Annotated in this window: 20 protein-coding genes; 17 read left to right on the top strand and 3 right to left on the bottom strand. The window is 43.4% G+C overall.

The window, feature by feature from the left end; all coding sequences use genetic code 11:
• The first annotated feature begins 47 nt into the window (after positions 1-47).
• The 10 genes from ACZ42W_RS14605 to ACZ42W_RS14560 all read left to right on the top strand — a co-directional run bounded on the left by ACZ42W_RS14605 (position 48) and on the right by ACZ42W_RS14560 (position 9831).
• Positions 48-767: a demethylmenaquinone methyltransferase gene (locus ACZ42W_RS14605; protein ID WP_464166074.1), complete on the top strand. Its 720-nt coding sequence runs from the start codon at positions 48-50 to the stop codon at positions 765-767.
• Between the two features lie 170 nt (positions 768-937).
• Positions 938-1360 carry a CBS domain-containing protein gene (locus ACZ42W_RS14600; RefSeq protein WP_464166073.1) on the top strand — a complete coding sequence of 141 codons (423 nt, stop codon included), beginning with the start codon at positions 938-940 and terminating at the stop codon, positions 1358-1360.
• A gap of 146 nt (positions 1361-1506) precedes the next feature.
• Positions 1507-1902: a thioesterase family protein gene (locus tag ACZ42W_RS14595; RefSeq protein ID WP_464166072.1), complete on the top strand. Its 396-nt coding sequence runs from the start codon at positions 1507-1509 to the stop codon at positions 1900-1902.
• A gap of 5 nt (positions 1903-1907) precedes the next feature.
• A complete protein-coding gene (locus ACZ42W_RS14590) occupies positions 1908-2540 on the top strand; it encodes a YigZ family protein (protein ID WP_464166071.1) in 633 nt (210 codons plus the stop codon).
• A gap of 211 nt (positions 2541-2751) precedes the next feature.
• Positions 2752-2898: a hypothetical protein gene (locus tag ACZ42W_RS14585; RefSeq protein ID WP_464166070.1), complete on the top strand. Its 147-nt coding sequence runs from the start codon at positions 2752-2754 to the stop codon at positions 2896-2898.
• Positions 2899-3371: 473 nt separating this feature from the next.
• Positions 3372-4781: a group II intron reverse transcriptase/maturase gene (gene ltrA / locus ACZ42W_RS14580; RefSeq protein WP_464166069.1), complete on the top strand. Its 1410-nt coding sequence runs from the start codon at positions 3372-3374 to the stop codon at positions 4779-4781.
• 142 nt (positions 4782-4923) lie between these two features.
• Positions 4924-6309, top strand: coding sequence for a citrate transporter (locus tag ACZ42W_RS14575; protein WP_464166068.1), 1386 nt, complete (start codon positions 4924-4926; stop codon positions 6307-6309).
• 360 nt (positions 6310-6669) lie between these two features.
• Positions 6670-7878 carry a hypothetical protein gene (locus ACZ42W_RS14570; protein ID WP_464166067.1) on the top strand — a complete coding sequence of 403 codons (1209 nt, stop codon included), beginning with the start codon at positions 6670-6672 and terminating at the stop codon, positions 7876-7878.
• Positions 7879-7900: 22 nt separating this feature from the next.
• Positions 7901-8683: a PRC-barrel domain-containing protein gene (locus tag ACZ42W_RS14565; protein WP_464166066.1), complete on the top strand. Its 783-nt coding sequence runs from the start codon at positions 7901-7903 to the stop codon at positions 8681-8683.
• A 167-nt stretch (positions 8684-8850) separates the two neighbouring features.
• A complete protein-coding gene (locus ACZ42W_RS14560; protein WP_464171024.1) occupies positions 8851-9831 on the top strand; it encodes a VanW family protein in 981 nt (326 codons plus the stop codon).
• A gap of 143 nt (positions 9832-9974) precedes the next feature.
• On the opposite strand, the gene ACZ42W_RS14555 is transcribed toward ACZ42W_RS14560, so the two are convergent.
• Positions 9975-10727, bottom strand: coding sequence for a TSUP family transporter (locus tag ACZ42W_RS14555; protein WP_464166065.1), 753 nt, complete (start codon positions 10725-10727; stop codon positions 9975-9977).
• Between the two features lie 243 nt (positions 10728-10970).
• Between ACZ42W_RS14555 and ACZ42W_RS14550 the strand changes: the two genes are divergently transcribed.
• Complete coding sequence (locus tag ACZ42W_RS14550; RefSeq protein WP_464166064.1) at positions 10971-12029, top strand: HD-GYP domain-containing protein; 1059 nt, start codon at positions 10971-10973, stop codon at positions 12027-12029.
• Here the strand turns inward: ACZ42W_RS14550 and nth are convergent.
• Positions 12010-12621: an endonuclease III gene (gene nth / locus ACZ42W_RS14545; protein WP_464171022.1), complete on the bottom strand. Its 612-nt coding sequence runs from the start codon at positions 12619-12621 to the stop codon at positions 12010-12012. The genes ACZ42W_RS14550 and nth overlap by 20 nt on opposite strands.
• A 145-nt stretch (positions 12622-12766) precedes the next feature.
• On the opposite strand from nth, the gene ACZ42W_RS14540 reads away from it, so the two are divergent.
• The 5 genes from ACZ42W_RS14540 to ACZ42W_RS14520 all read left to right on the top strand — a co-directional run bounded on the left by ACZ42W_RS14540 (position 12767) and on the right by ACZ42W_RS14520 (position 16222).
• A complete protein-coding gene (locus ACZ42W_RS14540) occupies positions 12767-13975 on the top strand; it encodes an MFS transporter (protein WP_464166063.1) in 1209 nt (402 codons plus the stop codon).
• Positions 13976-14022: 47 nt separating this feature from the next.
• Complete coding sequence (locus ACZ42W_RS14535; RefSeq protein ID WP_464166062.1) at positions 14023-14778, top strand: fumarylacetoacetate hydrolase family protein; 756 nt, start codon at positions 14023-14025, stop codon at positions 14776-14778.
• A gap of 12 nt (positions 14779-14790) precedes the next feature.
• Complete coding sequence (locus ACZ42W_RS14530; protein WP_464166061.1) at positions 14791-15612, top strand: menaquinone biosynthetic enzyme MqnA/MqnD family protein; 822 nt, start codon at positions 14791-14793, stop codon at positions 15610-15612.
• A 9-nt stretch (positions 15613-15621) separates the two neighbouring features.
• Complete coding sequence (locus ACZ42W_RS14525) at positions 15622-15939, top strand: GIY-YIG nuclease family protein (protein ID WP_464166060.1); 318 nt, start codon at positions 15622-15624, stop codon at positions 15937-15939.
• A 94-nt stretch (positions 15940-16033) separates the two neighbouring features.
• Positions 16034-16222 (top strand): 4-oxalocrotonate tautomerase, encoded by a 189-nt coding sequence (locus ACZ42W_RS14520; protein WP_464166059.1) that lies wholly within the window; start codon positions 16034-16036, stop codon positions 16220-16222.
• 115 nt (positions 16223-16337) lie between these two features.
• Here the strand turns inward: ACZ42W_RS14520 and ACZ42W_RS14515 are convergent, their stop codons facing one another.
• Positions 16338-17732 (bottom strand): uridine kinase family protein, encoded by a 1395-nt coding sequence (locus ACZ42W_RS14515; protein WP_464166058.1) that lies wholly within the window; start codon positions 17730-17732, stop codon positions 16338-16340.
• A 205-nt stretch (positions 17733-17937) separates the two neighbouring features.
• On the opposite strand from ACZ42W_RS14515, the gene thrC reads away from it, so the two are divergent.
• Positions 17938-19413: a threonine synthase gene (thrC, locus tag ACZ42W_RS14510; RefSeq protein WP_464166057.1), complete on the top strand. Its 1476-nt coding sequence runs from the start codon at positions 17938-17940 to the stop codon at positions 19411-19413.
• The last annotated feature ends 156 nt before the right edge of the window (positions 19414-19569 follow it).

The raw sequence follows: 19569 nt of genomic DNA, 5'->3' as shown, positions 1-19569 counted from the left end.
TTAAGAGAAGTCGGGGTGAAACAGAACGAAAGTGAGGATGAGCTACAATGGATTTTTCCGGTAAAGATAAATCAACCTATGTACAGGAAACCTTTAATTCAATTGCCAAACGATATGATTTAATGAATACCCTAATGAGTTTTGGACTTGATAAAGGGTGGCGCAAAAAGGCAGTGCAGACAGTCGAAGCAAAGCCAGGGATGAATATCGTTGATGTTTGTTGTGGAACCGGTCAGCTCTCTTTGGAACTGGCTATGACGGTAGGAACTGCAGGACATATTACTGGCTTAGACTTCTCTCAGAATATGCTCGAAAAAGCAAGAGAACATGTGTCCGGGTCCTCTTATCAATCCATTATAGACCTCATACAAGGGGATGCCATGAATCTCCCATTTGAAGATAACGCCTTTGATGGGGCTACTGTAGGCTGGGGACTAAGAAATCTCCCAGACTTAGAAAAAGGGATACGTGAAATGATCCGAGTGGTTAAACCGGGTGGGAAAGTGGTCTCTTTAGATATGGCCAAACCAACCTTACCTGGATTTAAACAAGGGTATTGGCTCTATTTTGAAAAGCTAGTCCCACTGATGGGGAAAGTATGGGCAGGAAAGGCAAAAGCTTATCAATATCTTCATGATTCTGCACGAGAGTTTCCTCCTCAACAAGAGTTGGCTCGTATCTTCGAACAAGCCGGGTTGGTGGAAACCCGTTATGAAAATCTTGCTGGTGGAGTTGTTGCACTTGTGAGCGGACGAAAGCCAATTTAGTACGTTTATCTTTGAGTTGTATATTATATATAGAATAAGTAACCGGAGTTCGCTTTAATAATGGCGTACTCCGGATTTTTGTTTTCTCGAGAAAATAATTAGATTGAAATTTAGCAAAATGGGAACACTGTCTAGGAAGTTTATTGGAATGAGAGAAAGGAAGGAATCAAATGAAAGTACGAGATATTATGACTCCTCAAGTTGAGGCCGCTGATTATAACACTTCATTAGTTCAAGTCGCAGAAATGATGAAAAGAGAAAACGTTGGTTCAATCCCTGTTTGTAAGCAAGATGAACTCCAGGGGATCTTGACTGATCGTGATATCGTCATCAAAGCAGTTGCTGAGGGGAAAGATTTAGGGAGTATTCTCGCTTCTGAAGTTATGTCTACTCAGTTAGTAAGTGTTGAACCTGAGGCTGATATTCACGAAGCTGCTCGGCTCATGTCCGATCATCAAATCCGCCGGCTTCCTGTTGTTGAGAATGGAAAGCTCATAGGAATGCTATCACTGGGAGATTTGGCCGTTGAGAACATTCATGAGGATGAAGCGGGAGAAGCTCTAAGTAATATTTCACAGGGGATTCAACATTAAAGCTTGTGCTTTGAAAAATTCAATCTATTTCACTTAAAAGTGTAAAAACTTAATCAGAAAAAGCGTTGAAAAATTCAACGCTTTTTCTAAATTCTATGCTAAAATATAAAATTATAGTTATAAAAACTTTTTAGCGAGGTGGCGAGATGGCAGAACTAATGCCAGGTCTAAAAGGAAGAGCGGATAAAACGGTAGGAAGTGAAAATACAGCCAAAACAATGGGAAGCGGCTTACTTGATGTTTTTGCAACTCCGGCTCTTGTCGCAATGATGGAGGAAGCTGCAGTCAATGCACTCGTGCTGGAAGAAGGGCAAAGCAGTGTGGGGGTATCCTTGGATATAAAACACAGTGCGGCGACACCCGTCGGGATGAAGGTATGGGCTCAGGCTGAATTGATCGAAGTTGATCGGCGGCGTCTTGTCTTTAAAGTAGAAGCCTTTGATGAAAAAGAAGTGATCGGCTCTGGCATTCATGAGCGCTTCCTTATTGATGCGGAGAAATTCATGGGTAAAACTCTCATGAAATTAAGTGGACAGGAGTAATCAGCGTGGAAAACTATGATACCGTGCTGCAAATGGAAACCTGGGAACAAGTCATCGAGAAATCTCGGTTTATTGGCGTTGTCTTTCCGATTTCTAGCACGGAGGAAGTAGAGCAAAGGCTTGAGGAAGTCCGCAAACTTTATCCGAATGCACGTCATTATGTTTATGCTTATCGTCTCCATAGCGGCAAGCTAGAAAAGTCTTCCGATGATGGAGAACCTCAAGGTACCGGTGGAAGACCTGTACTCGATGTTCTTCAGTACAGGAAAATATGGGATGTCTTAGTTGTGGTTATACGATATTTTGGGGGAATTCTTCTTGGAGCTGGGGGCTTAACTCGTGCTTATGGAGGGACAGCCCGCCAACTCATGGATAACACGCCTATTGCACGACTTGTTCCTCACATGATCTATGAGGTGGAAGCAACCTATGATTGGTATGAACCGTTGAAATATAGGTTTAAACAGTTCTCCTGGATGACTGCACAAGAGGAATTCATGGCTACGGTGAAGGTACAGGTGTATATTCCCTGGGACGAGCGTGAACAATTTATTCACTGGCTTGCGGAGTTTACGCAAAGTCAAGTGGTTTCAAGAGAACTGGGCCAAATTATGCAGGCAGAACCTGTAAATAAGTAACTCAAGAGGAACCTTGCATTTTTTGCGAGGTTCTTCTTTTTAGAGGTTGTATTTTTCTGATTTCACAGAATTATTTTATTTTATGAAAAAGAATACTTTCACTTGAATTTTGCATTTGATTTCACATATAATGATAGTGAAATCAATAACTCACATAATTCTTTGTCATTTCATTATAGATGCTTTTCTCAATAAGAAGGGGGTGGAGAGAATGCTAGGATGGATCGCTGTTTTAATGATTGGTGGGTTCTTAGCCGGTTGTGGAGTGATAATCGGAGCATCCTGTTACCAAATTATTAACGTTGCAAAGAACACTCCTAATCAACCAAAACGAGTTACGCAAATGATCCAAGCGTGACGTAAATTTAGATTTTAATTAGCTTAAGTTGTCTTTTTAGGGACTGCCGAATTGGGCAGTCCTTTTTGCGTGTGCGCCACGCATGGCGATTAACTAGACGGTGAAAGTCCGTTATGGGGGTATGTAGCGACCAACCATTAGCTTAAGGCAAGGGTGTCCACCGCGAGGTGGAATCTAAAGGCAGCCAGCGGCAAAGTTCCGACCCGAGGAACACGAACAGCATCAGGCGCTAAACGTAGGGTAAGACTGCATGACAAGTCGAAGCCCAAAAGCTACACGGACACGTCAGCGTAAATGTTGCGGGTACATGGAATGAAAGTGAATCGTCTTACCGTGGGAGGCCTCACGGACGGGTGGAAACAGAGTAAGAAACCCGGTTGAAACAGGATTTATCGTGAGGAGTCAGCAGAGGCCATAGTACAGAGGTGTTCTAGACACCGACGGAAGGGCTGAACCAAAGGAGGTGTAGGTCAATGAAAGTTACTAAAAGTGACAAATTTAAACACAGACAACTTCGAATCGAAGACTATCTGCAAAGGGTATCTGCGGAACGGAAAGAGTATGCAGAAGTGTGCGCGTCACCTAAGATGACTGAAACCGACAGCACCAACGCGAACAAGCAGACAGAAGGTTTGCTTGAGCAAATTCTTAGCACTGAGAATCTAAACCAAGCTTACAAGCAGGTAAAGAGGAATAAAGGTGCAGGTGGAATCGATGGCATGCAGGTGGATGAACTTCTACCCTTCCTGAAAGAACACAAGGATGAACTCTTACAATCCCTCTGGGATGGTAAATACCGTCCAAAACCCGTACGGAGGGTAGAAATACCCAAAGAAAACGGAAAGACAAGAAAACTGGGAATACCAACTGTTGTAGACAGGCTAATCCAACAAGCGATAACGCAAGTCCTATCTCCAATCTTCGAGAAGCAATTCTCAGACAATAGCTATGGCTTTAGACCGAAACGCAGTGCCCATAATGCACTACAGAAATGCCAGACCCATATTACAGAAGGCTACAAATATGTAGTTGATATGGATTTGGAGAAGTATTTCGATACGGTCAACCAAAGCAAACTGATTCAAATCTTATCGGAAACGATAAAAGATGGACGAGTCATCTCGCTAATCCACAAATTTCTCGGAGCAGGAGTAATGGTAGGTGGGCTTTTTGAGGAAAGTCCAGAGGGTGTGCCGCAAGGAGGCCCTTTGAGCCCGTTACTTGGCAACATTATGTTGAACGAATGCGACCATGAGTTAGAAAAGCGTGGACACCGCTTTGTACGTTATGCAGATGATATGATGATTTTCTGTAAAAGTAAGAAAGCAGCAGAGCGCACGCTTGACCACATTCTTCCGTATATCGAGGGAAAGTTATTTCTCAAGGTAAACAGGGAGAAAACAAAGGTCGCACGCGTAAACTACGTCAAGTATTTGGGATATAGCTTTTACATCTACCAAGGAGAGGGGCGTCTAAGAATCCACCCGAAAAGCATTCAGAAACTCAAGGATAAAATCCGAGAAGTAACAGGACGAAGCAATGGGATGGGAATCGAAGAACGGAGAACGAAACTCAACCAAGTCGTGCGAGGCTGGACGAATTACTTTAAACTAGCCGACGCAAAGAATTTACTTATTGAGTTAGATAAATGGTTGAGAAGTCGCATACGTATGGTGACCTGGAAACAATGGAAGAAAATCCGAACGCGATTTGAAAATCTCAAAAGAGCAGGCATAAGTGAAGAGCAAGCATGGATGTGGGCAAACACAAGGAAAGGCTATTGGCGTACAGCCCATAGCCCTATTTTGACGAAAGCTCTATCCAACAAAAGCTTCGAACGAGTTGGATATCTCAGTTTTAGTGAATGTTATTCTGCGAAGTAACGTGTAAACTTTGGAACCGCCGTATACGGAACCGTACGTACGGTGGTGTGGGAGGTCGGCTACTCAAATAATGGGTGGCCTCCTACCCGATTACATACTCTTAATCCTGAGTTGGTAAACTAAGCTGATGTGGAGGTGTAACATGCCAACAAGTGCTCATTGGATTTTTTTAATCTTTGTAGTTATCATTATACTTACTTTGATTTTTCGCAAACCCCCCATTCTCCCTGCGGCTATTGGTCTATTTGGAGTAGGCATCGCAGACAGTGGGGATGTGATTGGAGCAATCCAAGTTTCTTTTCGAGCATTGAGTCTCGCCACAGGGAACCTTCTAACGGTAATTTTGTTGATTGGAATTGTGGTGGCTTTAACACGTTTACTCAAGGAAACGGAAGCAGATCAAGTCATGATCAAGCCTCTTCTAAGAATCAGAACTCTCGGGGTAGCGTATTGGGCTATTGGGATAGGTATGTGGATTCTAACCCTGCTTGTTTGGCCGACACCAGCCATTAGCTTATTGGGAGCTGTTGCAGTTCCAGCTTTAGTTAAGGTCGGAATTAACCCGATCGGCCTTGCAGTGAGTTTAACGATTTTTGGAGAGGGAATAGGGCTCGCCGGAGATTTCGTAATCCAAGGTGCCCCTTCTTTATTAAGCAAGGCGGCGGGGATCCCTGTTCATACTATTATATCCGCTTCTTTTCCGGTCGTGATGTTGAGTGGTTTATTTGCAGCAGTCGCTGGATGGGTGACCTTAGCGTTTTTACTTAAGAAAGAAGAAGCCCAACACGTCCTCTTTGAAGAAAAGGAACTCAATCGTGATGTAAAAAAAGTTACGATTGAAAAGTCACCCCTTAAGCCAGAGCGGATTCGAATGATAGCCAGTTGTGTTGTTATCGGTTACCTCATTACGGTGATATTTATCCTTACTTTGAAGATCCGCGGAGATGGAGCAAGTGCTTTGATTGGAGGAGTGACCCTATTCATTCTTTGTTTGTGTACTTTACTAAAAGATGGGAAAGGTGCCTTCTCTAGTTTTATGGATTATATAAAAGAGGGCTTGCGTTTTGCTATGGGGGTTTTTGCACCCATCGTTATTATGTCGAGTTTTTTCTTTCTCGGAACGAAGTCAGGATATCAACAAATTCTCCATCACGAGGGGTTAGGTTTTTTTAGTGACTTTGCCTACTCTTTATCGGGATGGATTCCTCTCTCAAAATGGACAGTTGGGATATTAATCGTGCTCGTAGCCATTTTAGGGTCGATGGATGGATCGGGATTCTCCTCCTTGCCCTTAGTAGGGGGGATCTCAGTTGCTTTAAGTCAAGCGGCAGGTCTCGATGCGGTTCCTTTAGCCGTCCTTGGTCAGGTCGCCGGGATATGGACAGGTGCAGCATTGATCCCGTGGGGGTTTACTGCAGTTACTGCTGCTGTTGCTGGAGTAGATGTTCATCAGCTTGTAAAATACACTTTACCCGCGTATTTTGCAGCCGTGATTACAGCGTTCTTGTGGACTATGTTGATTCTTTGAGGATAAGCATTGAATTCTTGATATGAGCAGGAGAAAGTAGGAATACTGTCGAATATACGAGGAAGTTAATGATCTTAAGGGGGGAGCAAAATTTTTCCGTATTGGATCACAGTATTTGCCGTTAGTGCCCCCTTTATCTATTTTATGACACGATATGCAGAACGATTTAACTTAGGGAAGCTGGATGTCATAATTGCGACTTCACTTCTATGCATTCATTCTCTGATGTTTCCTTACTACCTACGAAAAGAACAATTATTCATATGGGGGCTTCTGTCTGGGGGGATACTCATTTGCACATGGGGCATATGGGCAATCAGACGGAGATTAAACTCGAACCAAGAGAACGATTCATTAGAGATGAAAGACACAATCAACGAAGCACCTTCGCTAGAGGAAGAGCTCGTGAGCGAAGCAACTTTGCTAGAGGAAGAGCTCGTGAGCGAAACAACTTTGCTAGAAGAAGAACCCGTAAACGAAGCACCTTCGCTAGAGGAAGAGCTCGTGAGCGAAGCAACTTTGCTAGAGGAAGAGCTCGTGAGCGAAACAACTTTGCTAGAAGAAGAACCCGTAAACGAAGCACCTTCGCTAGAGGAAGAGCTCGTGAGCGAAGCAACTTTGCTAGAAGAAGAAGAACCCGTAAACGAAGCACCTTCGCTAGAGGAAGAGCTCGTGAGCGAAACAACTTTGCTAGAGGAAGAGCTCGTGAGCGAAACAACTTTGCTAGAAGAAGAACCCGTTAACGAAGCACCTTCGCTAGAGGAAGAGCCCGTGAGCGAAGCAACTTTGCTAGAGGAAGAAGAACCCGTTAATGAAGCACCTTCGCTAGAGGAAGAAGAGCCCGTGAACGAGGCACCTTCGCTAGAAGAGGAAGAGCCCGTGAACGAAGCACCTTCGCTAGAGGAAGAGCTCGTGAGCGAAGCAACTTTGCTAGAAGAAGAGCCCGTGAACGAGGCACCTTCGCTAGAAGAGGAAGAGCCCGTGAACGAAGCACCTTCGCTAGAAGAGGAAGAGCCCGTGAACGAAGCACCTTCGCTAGAAGAGGAAGAGCCCGTGAACGAAGCACCTTCGCTTGAAGAGGAAGAGCCCGTGAATGAGGCACCTTCGCTAGAGGAAGAAGAGTGCGTGAACGAAGTACCTTCGCTAGAGGAAGAAGAACCCGTAAATGAGGTAACTCCGCTAGAAGAAGAGCTGGTGTCTGAGGCTACTTTGCTAGAGAAGATAGAGCTACTTAATGAGGTAGCCTGTAGTAGTGAGGGTGACTTCCATGAGGTTGAGGTATTTAGCCTAGAGGAGATCATTGAGAAGGGGTTCCAAGCTAAAGAGGAAGGAAATTATCACCGTGCAGCGGAATGGTTCCTCCATGCACTCGATAGAAAGCCGACCTTCGATATCGCCTTCTACCTTATCGTCGAATCATATCGGCACTGGAAGAATGGTTATTCCACTAAGGAAGCGTTGAGTAAGGTTAGCCCTTATATCAATGAATATATTAACGATGCTCCTCCAGAATGGCGTATTAAACTCGCAGAATGGCTACAAGATGAAAAGTTATCCATGAATTTATAAGTAAAGGAAGGATTGATTTAGTTTGAAGGCAAGTGCAGAAATTAGAGGTTTACGTATTATCAGCATATCCGAGGGAACGCAGGTTGGGACGGTAAAAGAGCTTATTCTCAATCCACAGACAGGTAGTTTGGATTTTTTTATTGTTGATCAACCTACAGATTATTTTGGAGCGAAGGTTATTTCCTTTAACGATATTGTTGGCTTAGGTGAATTTGCATTGACCGTCCCCAATCCATTGGTTGTTCAAGATGTCTCTCGAAACGCAGAAGCACAGGAGCTGCTTAAGCAAGGTGTTTCTGTCATCGGTACAAAAGTATTGACTAAAAAGGGAGCTTTGATTGGCGAAGTTCAAGAGATTCTATTCGATGAAGTGACCGGCAAAATTTCGGAGTGCGTTTTTGCCGATAATAAAGGCGAACAACATCAAGTTGAGGGCCAGCAAATTATCACCTATGGTAAGGAATTACTTATCATCGATCGTGATCCTGATTTCGGACTTAAACCGGCATCAACTCTTGAAGTTAAGGCAGAGTCTCAAGTTGTTTCTCAGGGCGTTTTGGCAGAAGAACCGTTGCAAACCTCTGAAATGGGCTCACAAGAAGAACAACAGAACGAGGAAGAGGAGTTCAATCTCTTTGAGCAGCGCCAACTTCAGTATTTCTTAGGGAAAACCGTAATTAAGGATATCGTTTTAGATAACGGCGAGGTGTTATCAGCAGGTGAGCCAATGACTGAAGAGACGATTCGTAAGATTGTCACGCGGAACAAGCTCATGGAAATAACGTCTTACCTACATAAGAATTAAGTCGCGGCCGCACTATGTTACGCGCAAGGATAACATTCGGAGTTTTTTTAGTAATCATACTCGGACAGCTTTTTTTATCCATCCTATTGGGCACTTCAGTTGCATACGGAGCGGGCCATACGAAAGCTCCGGAGGGTCTATTGATATGGGGAAAAGATTTGAGTGGTATGACTGAAGAAGAAGCAGTTGGGATCCTTAAGGATGAGATACCAAGTGCTGTAGTTTATGAGCAAAAGGTGTTTCCCTTGGAGCTTGCTCAAACTCATAACGAATTAGAAAACTGGGTTGACCATCAGTACTCGCCAGCAACGGGTCACTGGATCACGGATGCGTTTGAGTATATGAAACGTCTAACTCAAACTCCGGAACCCCCACAAAGGCTAAACCAGGATGAGATTCTCCCTCAGTTGGAGGAGCTTAGTCGAATAACAAATCGCCAAGGAAAACCTGCCCACCTTACCTATGAAAATGGGGAACTGATTCTTGAAAAGGGATCAGAGGGAGCTACACTCAATCTTGAGGCCTCCTGGGAAGCTCTTCGTCAAGGTCAAGGAGATCAACCTGTTCCCCTCATTGTTGATGCCTTTGAGGTTCATCCAACGACGGCTGAATTTCAACAGGTTAAGGATAAGTTGGGGGATTATACCACCTATTTTAATCCGAACCTAAAAGAGCGAGTAAATAATGTTCAATTGGCTGCCAAAGCGGTTGATGGTCTAATTCTTCCACCGGGTGGTGAATTTTCGTTCAACGAAACGGTCGGAAAGCGGGAAAAGGGAAAGGGCTATCTCCCTGCACTCATGTTTGTAGATAATAAGGTTGTATCCGACGATGGGGGAGGGATTTGCCAGGATTCAAGTACGCTCTATCAAGCGGTACGGCAGGCGAATCTTCATACTTTAGAAAGAAACTCACATTCCCTTCCGGTTGCCTATGTTCCCAGGGGTCAAGATGCAACAGTGGCTTATGGGCTGCTTGATTTTCGTTTCAAAAATGATACTCAGGGATATCTTTTGATAAGCGCTCGTACGGGGAGCAATTGGATTCGTATTCGAATATTTGGGGTATCTGATGCAAAACATCCTATATTGAGTGCTCCAGATGGATATCCAGAGAAACCCGGAGATTGGGTTAAGGATCCGAAGTAGAAACCATTCAGTAAAGAGTTCAAATAGAGACATAGGAAAAGCCGCCCTTGAGCGGCTTTTTCTAGACTAAACAACCATTAGATATTATGTTCCTGGAAAGAAGACATTAGAGGAAAGAGTGATGGAGGTTCACAAAAGAAAGATTAAAGAGCTTGATAGATAAGTTTTGCTGCAACGAGCAAGGACATGGTGATAAAGATGGGTTTCACGAGCTGGCTTCCTTTACGAATCGCTAAACGGGTACCCACTTGAGAGCCAAGAAGCATGAAAAGGGCCATTGGAATTCCATAAGAGTAGAGAATCTTACCACTAAAGGCAAATAAAATTAAGGAAACAAGATTACTTACAAAATTAAGGAGTTTGGCATTGGCTGATGAAGTAAGGAAGTCAAATCCGTAAATAGTGATGAAAGCGAAAATGAGAAAAGAGCCAGTGCCAGGACCGAAAAATCCATCATAGAAACCTAGAGCAAAGGCGAATACAAACCCCAAAACTCTGTTCAAGGGAGTAAGACCCTTGAAATTTTCTTCTAATCCCAGGTTCTTTTGAAATAAGGTGTAGACCCCAACGAGTAAGATAAGAATGGGAACAGCTTTATTCAAAAAGACGGAACTGATATGCAGGACAGACCATACACCCAAACATGTTCCAATGAGAGTAAAGGGAATTTGCCACTTAACGACAGAAAAGGATATCTTCCCTGAACGCGCAAAGGTTATAGAACTGGCCAAGGAGCCCATGGTTGAGGCAAATTTATTCGTTCCTAAGGCAAAATGTGGAGGGACACCGACTAAAAGTAGGGCGGGTAGGCTTATTAAGCCTCCACCGCCAGCAATTGCATCAATCATAGCTGCTAGAAAGCCTAAACTACATATTATAATTAGTTCTTCAACCATGGCGTTTCCTCTTTTCTATTACTGCTTTACTCAGTATAAAGGAAACTTATGTCAGATGGAAGATTTACTTGTCTGATAGAGCTTGCTTTTGTCATCTGATGATTTCGTAAAGTGGTTAATGATCGGGCAGGCCGTAATAAGAAGAATAGTCATTCGTTCAAAATCTCCGCGAAGGATTTAAATTTCCTTCGAAATAGTGTAGGATGAAAACAACAAGTATGCAAGCAGGAAGGGGATTACCATGTGCGTCAAGTGGGTGTGAACTCGCTTAAAATAGGAGATGTTTTAGGCAAAACAATATACTCAAGTAACGGAAGAACTCTGCTTGGAAAAGGGGTTAAACTCACGCCTCTTTTTATCAGCAAGCTTCGTGATATGGGAATTTCTATCGTCTATATCGAAGACCAGCGCTTTAATGATGTAGTTGTCGAAGACGTAATAAGTGAAGAACATCGTCGAGAGGCGATGGAAGTCCTCGAACAGAGCACACAAGCGGTTCGCCTCGGGAAAGACATGGATGGCTTCCAGTTAAAAAATGTCATTAACAAGATTGTCGAAGAACTAATGTTTAAAAAAGATATACTTGTCAACATGATGGATATCCGAAGCCGTGATAATCATACATTTGCTCATTCGGTGAATGTATGCGTTCTCTCTACAGTCCTTGGCAAGGTGATGCATCTGGATTCAGAGAAGCTAGAAACTCTGGCCACTGGCGCCTTACTTCATGATATAGGTATGGTTCATCTCCCGCCAAACTTACTCAATAATATCGAAGAATTAACCCCTTCCGAACAAGAACAAGTAAAAACACATACGACTTTAGGCTTTGAAGATCTTCGAAAACGTAAAGAGTTCAGTTTAGTTGTGGCTCATATTGCCTTTCAGCACCACGAGTACATCAATGGAACCGGCTATCCACGTCAGCTAAAGGAAGGGGAGATTCATCCTTTAGCCCAGATCGTAGCCATCGCCGATTTGTACGACAAACTCACATCGGATCATAGCGAGCTCAAGAGGGTTATGCCCCACGAAGCCTGCGAAGTACTTATGGGTCTGGTGGGGAAAGTTTTTCCTCTCGAACCGATCCGCATGTTTTTAAGAAATATCGCTGCTTACCCAACCGGGATTACTGTTCGTTTGAACACGGGAGAAATCGGTGTCGTAGTGGATCAAAATCCCAGTATCCCCGCTCGCCCTGTGGTTCGTGTATATGAGGATGCTGATTTTAATGGCGCTCATGGCAAAGAATATAATATGGTAGATTGTCGTACACTTTTCATCACTGAGGTTCTAAGTTAGCGCTTGGACATAAGCATAATAGTGTACAATCCTGGCATCTAGGATTTCGGGCGGCACACGTTCTTCGTCCGTGCCATATGAGCAAATGATGAGCATGACTCCATTTTTCACGGGGAATAAGGCTCATCAATTGTTTTTCGATAGAGTCAGGATTCGTTCCTATCGCCAGGCCTAAGCGATTGGATACACGTAAGACATGTGTGTCTACCGCAAGTGCAGGAACTCCAAAAGCATTGCTTAAAACGACATTCGCGGTTTTTCTACCGACTCCCGGCAACTCAGTGAGCGCTTGAAAATCGTGAGGAACCTCACCTGCGAATTTTTCAACTAAGATGCGGCAGGTCGCTAAGATATTCTTTGCTTTATTGTGATAGAGCCCAATCTCTTTTATAGCCTTCTCCATCTCCGATAGACTTAATGTCAAGAAATCTTCGGGTGTTTTGTAATATCTAAAAAGCCGTTCCGTAATCTGGTTCACTTTTTTGTCGGTGGCTTGAGCACTAAGAATGGTTGCAATGAGAAGTTCAAAAGGATTTGAAAAATTGAGTTCGCAATGGGCGTCAGGGTAGGTGTCTTCTAGAAGCCGTAGCATGCTTTTAGACGTTTCCAAGCTTTGTTTGTAATCCGGGTTTTCATTCGTGTTATTCATAATACCCTCCCTTAGGTTAGAAGAAAATGCTATTCTTTTCCTCCTTCACGTGCTAGAATAATTTTCGGATCACGAAGAAGGTGAAGTTATGGCGTTTAGCCGTCTATTTAGAATTGATTCACGAAATGCACAACGATTTCTTTTGGCTTCCTTTTTTACAGCTCTCGGGACTGGAGCGTTTAGCGTCCTCTTTGGTATAACTGTTATCCAAGCCGGCCATAGTGAGCAGTTTCTAGGCAACATTCTAGCAATTGGCTTATTAGGAACAGGAATATTTTCTTTGCCTGCTGGACTTTTAGCGGATTTATGGGGGAGAAAAAAGGTTTTGCTCCTTGCCCTTGCCCTGACAAGCGTAGGGCTTATAGGACAAGCAATCTCTCCAATCGGTTCGATGACTGTAGGTTTTTCTTTTCTTTTCGGAAGCGGTCAAGGAATGCTTGCTACCGTAACAATGCCTATACTCGCTGAGAATAGTCCTGCAGGAGAGCAGGCTTATTTATTTAGTCTAAACTATTCACTTACGATGGCTGCTCAGGTCATAGGAAGCCTTATGGCAGGGCAATTTCCTGATTGGCTAACATCACATTGGAGTTTACTTAGCTTTGCCTTATTGCCTTTTATCGCCTTTTTACTTGCCTTTTCACTTGTCGAGCAAAAAGAAGTGGGATACGGTAAAGCGATGCACCCCAAGGAATTTATAAGTGCCTTGCAGCATTCAAAAATTGCCAAGAATGTCTTTATCTATAACTTTTTAATTGGTTTAGGTGCAGGGTTAGTTATTCCTTTTTTTAATATTTTTCTTTCTCAAAAGTTAAATGCCTCTATTACTTTGGTCGGAACGGTGATGTCTGTCTCTCAAATGGGGATGGCTCTTTCAGGGCTTCTTGCTCCCTTTCTCATGCTTTCTATGGGAAAAGTACGTTCAGTTGTCTTTTTTCAACTGGTTTCAATTCCCTTGCTCCTTATGATCGCTATTCCGCAATCGATCGAAATCGTTATCCTATCTTATATACTCAGAAATATTTTAATGAATATGAATAATCCCATCAGTGGAAGTTTTATCATGGAAATTACACCGATTCCCTTAAGGGCAACGGTCTCGAGTCTGATGGGAGTGGCTCAAAATTTGAGCCGGGCGATGAGTGTGAGCATAGGAGGATGGCTTATGGGTACAATGGGATATAGTGTACCCTATTTCGTGACGGCATTTCTTTATCTCGTGGCAAGTATATTTTATTGGTATGCCTTTGCCGATCCTGAGAAGGAGTTAGTTAAAAAGAGTCGAATAGACATTTAACTTACCTTGAAGATCTTTAGAATCATAAGTTGAAAGGAGAAATACATGTGAAGTTTGTCCGGTTTTTATGGAACGAAGAGGTGTGCTTTGGAGAGGTCGAGGGCGAAAACGTGTTTATTCTCGATCGCTCTTTTTTAGACGAGGGTTATAAGCGAACAGAAGAAGCGGTAAAGCTGAAGGAAGTAAAATTATTAACTCCGGTCCAGCCGAGTAAAATTATCTGTATCGGCTTGAATTATGCAAAACATATCGAAGAATTAGGGCATACACTTCACGAAGATCCTGTAATCTTTCTCAAACCGCTCACGACATTGATTGGACCCGAAGAGGAGATCATCCTACCCAAAATGAGTCACCAAGTCGAATATGAAGCAGAGCTTGTTGTCGTTGTCGGCAAAACCTTGAAGGACGTTTCAGAGGATCAAGTCTTAGATTCAATCTTTGGATACACATGTGGAAATGATGTTACCGCTCGTGATCTACAACGTAAAGATGGACAATGGACTCGCAGTAAAGGCTTCGATACATTCTGCCCGATCGGCCCCTGCATTGTTACAGACCTTGACCCTAGCAACTTGGAAATTTGCTCCGTGTTAAATGGCGATGTCAAACAATCTTCGAATACCGAGTATTTTATTAGCTCCGTTCCAAAGCTTGTGAGCTATATCTCTCAGATTATGACGCTCTATCCTGGGGACATAATAATGACTGGAACTCCTGAAGGCGTTGGTCCTATGAGCTCTGGAGATAATATCAGTATTCAAATCAAAGGCATCGGTGAGCTACATAATACAGTCCGCTAGGAGGTCCTATCCTTGATACGTATTGGACATAACCCAAATACTAATATGCTTCCCATGTTTTATTACCTCCCCCGCCAGCATAAGTTGCTTGATTGGGTAACGGCGGAACCCACGGGGCATAATGAAATGCTGGCGGAGGGTCGTATCGATGCGGCTCCTATTAGCGCCTTCTCATATGGTCAGCATTGGCGTGATTACTATATTCTACCGAATTTATCGGTCTCGACAAGGGGACGTGTGGGTTCAATTCTCCTATTTTCGAAATACCCGCTTGACGAGTTGAACGGGAAGAATATAGCTCTTACGAGTCAGTCCGCCACCTCGGTCAATCTGTTAAAAATTCTTTTACATCGATTTCATGAGGTTTCTCCACACTATATTACCATGGATGCTGGGCTTGAGGAAATGCTACAGGAAGCTGATGCAGGACTATTGATTGCTGATCGTGCGATTCGCGCAGCAGCTAGTCGTCCAAAGCTTCATATCTTTGACTTGGGGCAGGAATGGTTCAATCACACGGGATGTTCTATGACCTATTCAGTTTGGGCTTTTCCCAAACGATTGATTTTGGAAAAAGATAAAGAGCTTCGTGAAGTTCACTTACTTCTTCAGGAATCGAAAAAACACGCCTTAAAGAATATGGACACCGTGGTTGAGACTTGCGTTTCAATGCTTGGAGGAACGACCGAGTTCTGGTTTGATTATTTTGCACAATTTAAGTATGAGTTTGGACCTGATTTACAAGAAGGGTTGAATCGCTATTTTTCGCTTTGCTATGAGGAAGGGTTATTGCCTGAGAAACCAGAACTAGAACTCTGGCCAGCAACGGACTAGGAGTCGTACGTGTACTGGGTCTATATCGTTCGTTGCGCAGATAATACCTTGTATTCGGGCTCAACCCCCCGGCTTGAACGAAGAATAGTAGAACATAACGAAGGAAAAGGTGCAAAATATACTCGAGGACGTAGGCCAGTCGCCCTTATGCAGGCCTGGACGGTGGAAAATAAGAGTCAAGCCCTTCAGGTGGAAGCCTTCTTGAAGCGTTTCGCGAAAAAGGAAAAAGAACGTTTTATAGCTGAACCGAACCTTCTTCTTATCAGAGCTAAGGAGAAGGGATATCCGTTTAGCATTGAGGTAAATGCAAGAAGCAATACTCTTTAAAGAGACTTACATTAGGTGGAGTTCATTCCAGTTAATGTTTGGTTGATGGCCTTAGCCATCAGATAAATTGACAAAGAAAGAAGAGGTGACCTACATGCCAATCGTGCAGATTGAACTTCTCGAAGGACGTACGCTTGAACAAAAAAAGCTTATGGTAGAAAAGGTGACACAAGCTATTGTTGAATCAGCGGGTGCTAAGCCAGAAAACGTCACAATCATCATTCGTGATATGGCGAAAGAAAATTATGCAACTGCAGGAGTCCTTGCGAGCGAAAAGAAATAACCAAAAGCTGAGGGGCTGACCTTTGCACTTATGTGGCAATCGTCAGCCCCTCTTCCGTTTAGTCCCTTACAATAATCTATTCATGAGCAGGTAATCGTTTAGACCCAGATAAAGGCTAGAGGGTGTAAATCCCACCACCAATGAATTCTCTCAGGATTGAGTTGAAGGGGACTTTAGAGATATCTAGTGGGTCAAAGTGATGGAGGAGCCTTAACAGATGGGCTACCGTTGAATGGTGTGGGTGATCGATGGGGATAGAAACGAGCAGTGGCTCAGCATAGGCCCGAAGCGCATTGAGCTCATAAAGAAGACTTGAGTTGAACATGACATCGGCTTCTTCTTGATAGGGGAAGATATTTGCATTCTCTCCACGGCGAACACTTGCCCATTGATTGAGGGTTTTTTCGGGGGCGATTCCACGGAATTTATCATCTCTGACTAAGCGACGGATCAGGCGAACATCTGTCGTTGGAACCCGATTATAAGAGTCGATGTTAAGTTGGAATAGAGCACTGACATAAATTTTAAAGAGTTGATTACGTTCAAGTAAGGGAAGGAGGCGGGGGTTAAGCCCATGAATTCCTTCCATGACCAGAATTTCGTCGGACTCTAGTTTCATTTTTTTCCCCTTGAGCTTACGGTGTCCACTCACGAAATCATAGATAGGGCATTCTATTTCTTCACCATGGATAAGTGCTTTGACGTGTTCGTTGAGTAAAGGGAGATCAAGCGCTTCTAAAGCTTCAAAATCGTGCTGACCGAAAGCATCCAATGGAGTATCTTCTCGTGCACAAAAGTAATCATCGAGGGATAAAGCGACAGGTCTAAGGCCATTGACCCGAAGTTGAGTCGATAAACGTTGAGCAAACGTAGTCTTTCCCGAGGAAGAAGGCCCTGAGATTAATATGATTCGGACATTCTTGCGTTGCTGAAGAATGCGGTCTGCTATCATCGAAACTTTCTTTTCGTGTAACGCTTCCGCTAGACTAATCAATTCGTTAAAATGACCTTCTTTGACAATCTGGTTGACATCTGAAACTTCATCCAGATGTAGGTTTTCTACCCAACGCTTGGACTCTAAGAAAGTCGCAGCGAGTTTTTCCGGCGGAATAAAAGGAGGAAGTTCATTGGGATGATCTGGATTTGAAAAAAGGAGGATAAATCCTGGTGGATAGTAAATCAAGGTATAGGGAAGAAAGTGCCCGTTCGGTTGTATGGGGGGATAAAGGGATTTGATCTGGACATCGCATACCTTGCAGTAAAAAAAACCATCGTCTTCTAAGGAAAAAGTAAAGGATGGATTCGAGTCAACCCATTGCTGGAGTTGTATTTCAATCTGGGCAACTTCTCTAGAGGAAAGTGGAGAGTTTTCTAATTCGCAGTAAATCCCGTCTAAGATAGAATAAGGTATTTTTAGCTTCTCGGTAGGGAACAAATCTTCGACCAACTTAATCAAGCCTAAAATGAGGGTCTGGCGATATTGACGATGTGTAGTTTCTTCGATGCCCATGTCTACTCTCTCCTTGCCCATTAATCGTTTACTTATATTTTAGCATCTCCATCCTGATTAATTCCAACAGAGTACAGATGTTTCCTGCCGAATTACGAAGGATAATACGTAGAGAATATGTATACAGTACAAAATGTATACGGGAGAAGGAAATTTGTCCTTTGTTGGCGAATAAATTCGGAATAACGTCTTGGGAGGGAAGCGTGTGTACGAAAGCACGAGAGGAAATTATTCAGATCAGACAGGAATGCAAGCTATCTCGCTCGGTATGGTACCGACAGGAGGGCTTTTTGTTCCAAAAGATAAACCGAAGATAGATTGGGAAGAGTTAAAGAGTTTAACCTATCCACAGCTGGCCAAACGTATTTTCCAATTATATCTTCCGGATTTTCCTGAAGAGGTATTAGATCAAGCGGCTTCGATCTATAATGATCAAGTGTTTGATTCTGATAATCCAGCTCCACTCGTGAAGGTGGGGAAGATGGGCATTTTAGAATTATGGCATGGTCCAACCTCAGCCTTTAAGGATATGGCTTTACAAGTTTTGCCTTATTTACTTGGCGAAAGCATTAAAGCCTTAAGTGGAACAGAGAAAGTGCTCATCCTTGTTGCGACTTCTGGGGATACTGGCAAAGCAGCACTTGAAGGGTTTAAAAACGTTACAGGAACTGAAATCATGGTCTTCTATCCTGAAAGCGGAGTGAGTGTCGTTCAAGAACGGCAGATGACGAGCACGGATGGGGTGAATACGCGGGTTGTACCTGTTTATGGGAACTTTGATCAGTGTCAATCCGCAGTGAAAGAGATTTTTGCGAGTCAAAGTCTAAGAACGAAATTTGAGAACCAACATATTGCTTTTTCCTCGGCGAATTCAATAAATTGGGGAAGACTTTTACCTCAAATTGTTTACTATGTTTGGGCCTATAGTCAGGCCGTAGAGGTGGGTAGTGTTGTATCCGGCCAACCGATGAACGTCGTGGTACCGACGGGTAACTTTGGAAATATCCTAGCAGCTTATTATGCAAAAGAGATGGGTGTACCGATTAAAGACCTTATCTGTGCCTCCAATGAAAATAACGTTTTAACGGATTTCTTCGAGAACGGAGTATATGACCGAAATCGGTCGTTTTATTTAACCTCCTCACCTTCTATGGATATTCTCATCTCCAGTAATTTCGAACGCTTTCTCTATGACATCTCGGGTAGGGATACGGAAAAAATTCTACAGTGGTTTAGTGAGCTCCAGGAGAAGGGAAAATTCACTGTGGATCCCGAAACCTTAGCTAAGGCAAGACATTACGTTAAGGCAGGATGGTCAGGCGAGGAAGAGGTGCTTGAAGTCATCAGGAATACCTACCAGGAGCATTCCTACGTGCTTGACCCTCATACTGCAGTTGCTGTCAAGGTCTATCAAGATTACCTGAAGAAGACCGGAGATAGTACGTATACTATTATCGCCTCAACGGCAAGCCCGTTTAAGTTCGCTCGAACTGTTTTGGAAGGGATTGATCCCTCCCAGGTCACGGAAAATGAATGGGATAACTTGGCGAAGCTCAGCGAGCTCACAGGCTGGGGAATTCCGAAGGGTTTACAAGGGCTTGAGAATAAGCCAGTTTATGGGTTGGAGAAAACGACTCCTGAGGATATCCCAGAGTTGATCCAGAAGGTTTATCTGGGCTAATGCAATCTACAATGCATACGTGTGATGGCACTATGGATTTGATCAATAAAGTTACAAGGGGTTTCATTTAGAGGTTTTTAACTCTAAATGAAACCCCTTGTAGTTTTAAGGTCTTGTTTGCTAATAATTCATCTGTTCCAATAATTAACGTTAAGT

The organism is Desulfitobacterium elongatum (assembly GCF_055378975.1).
This window is presented reverse-complemented; position numbering and strand designations above follow the sequence as displayed.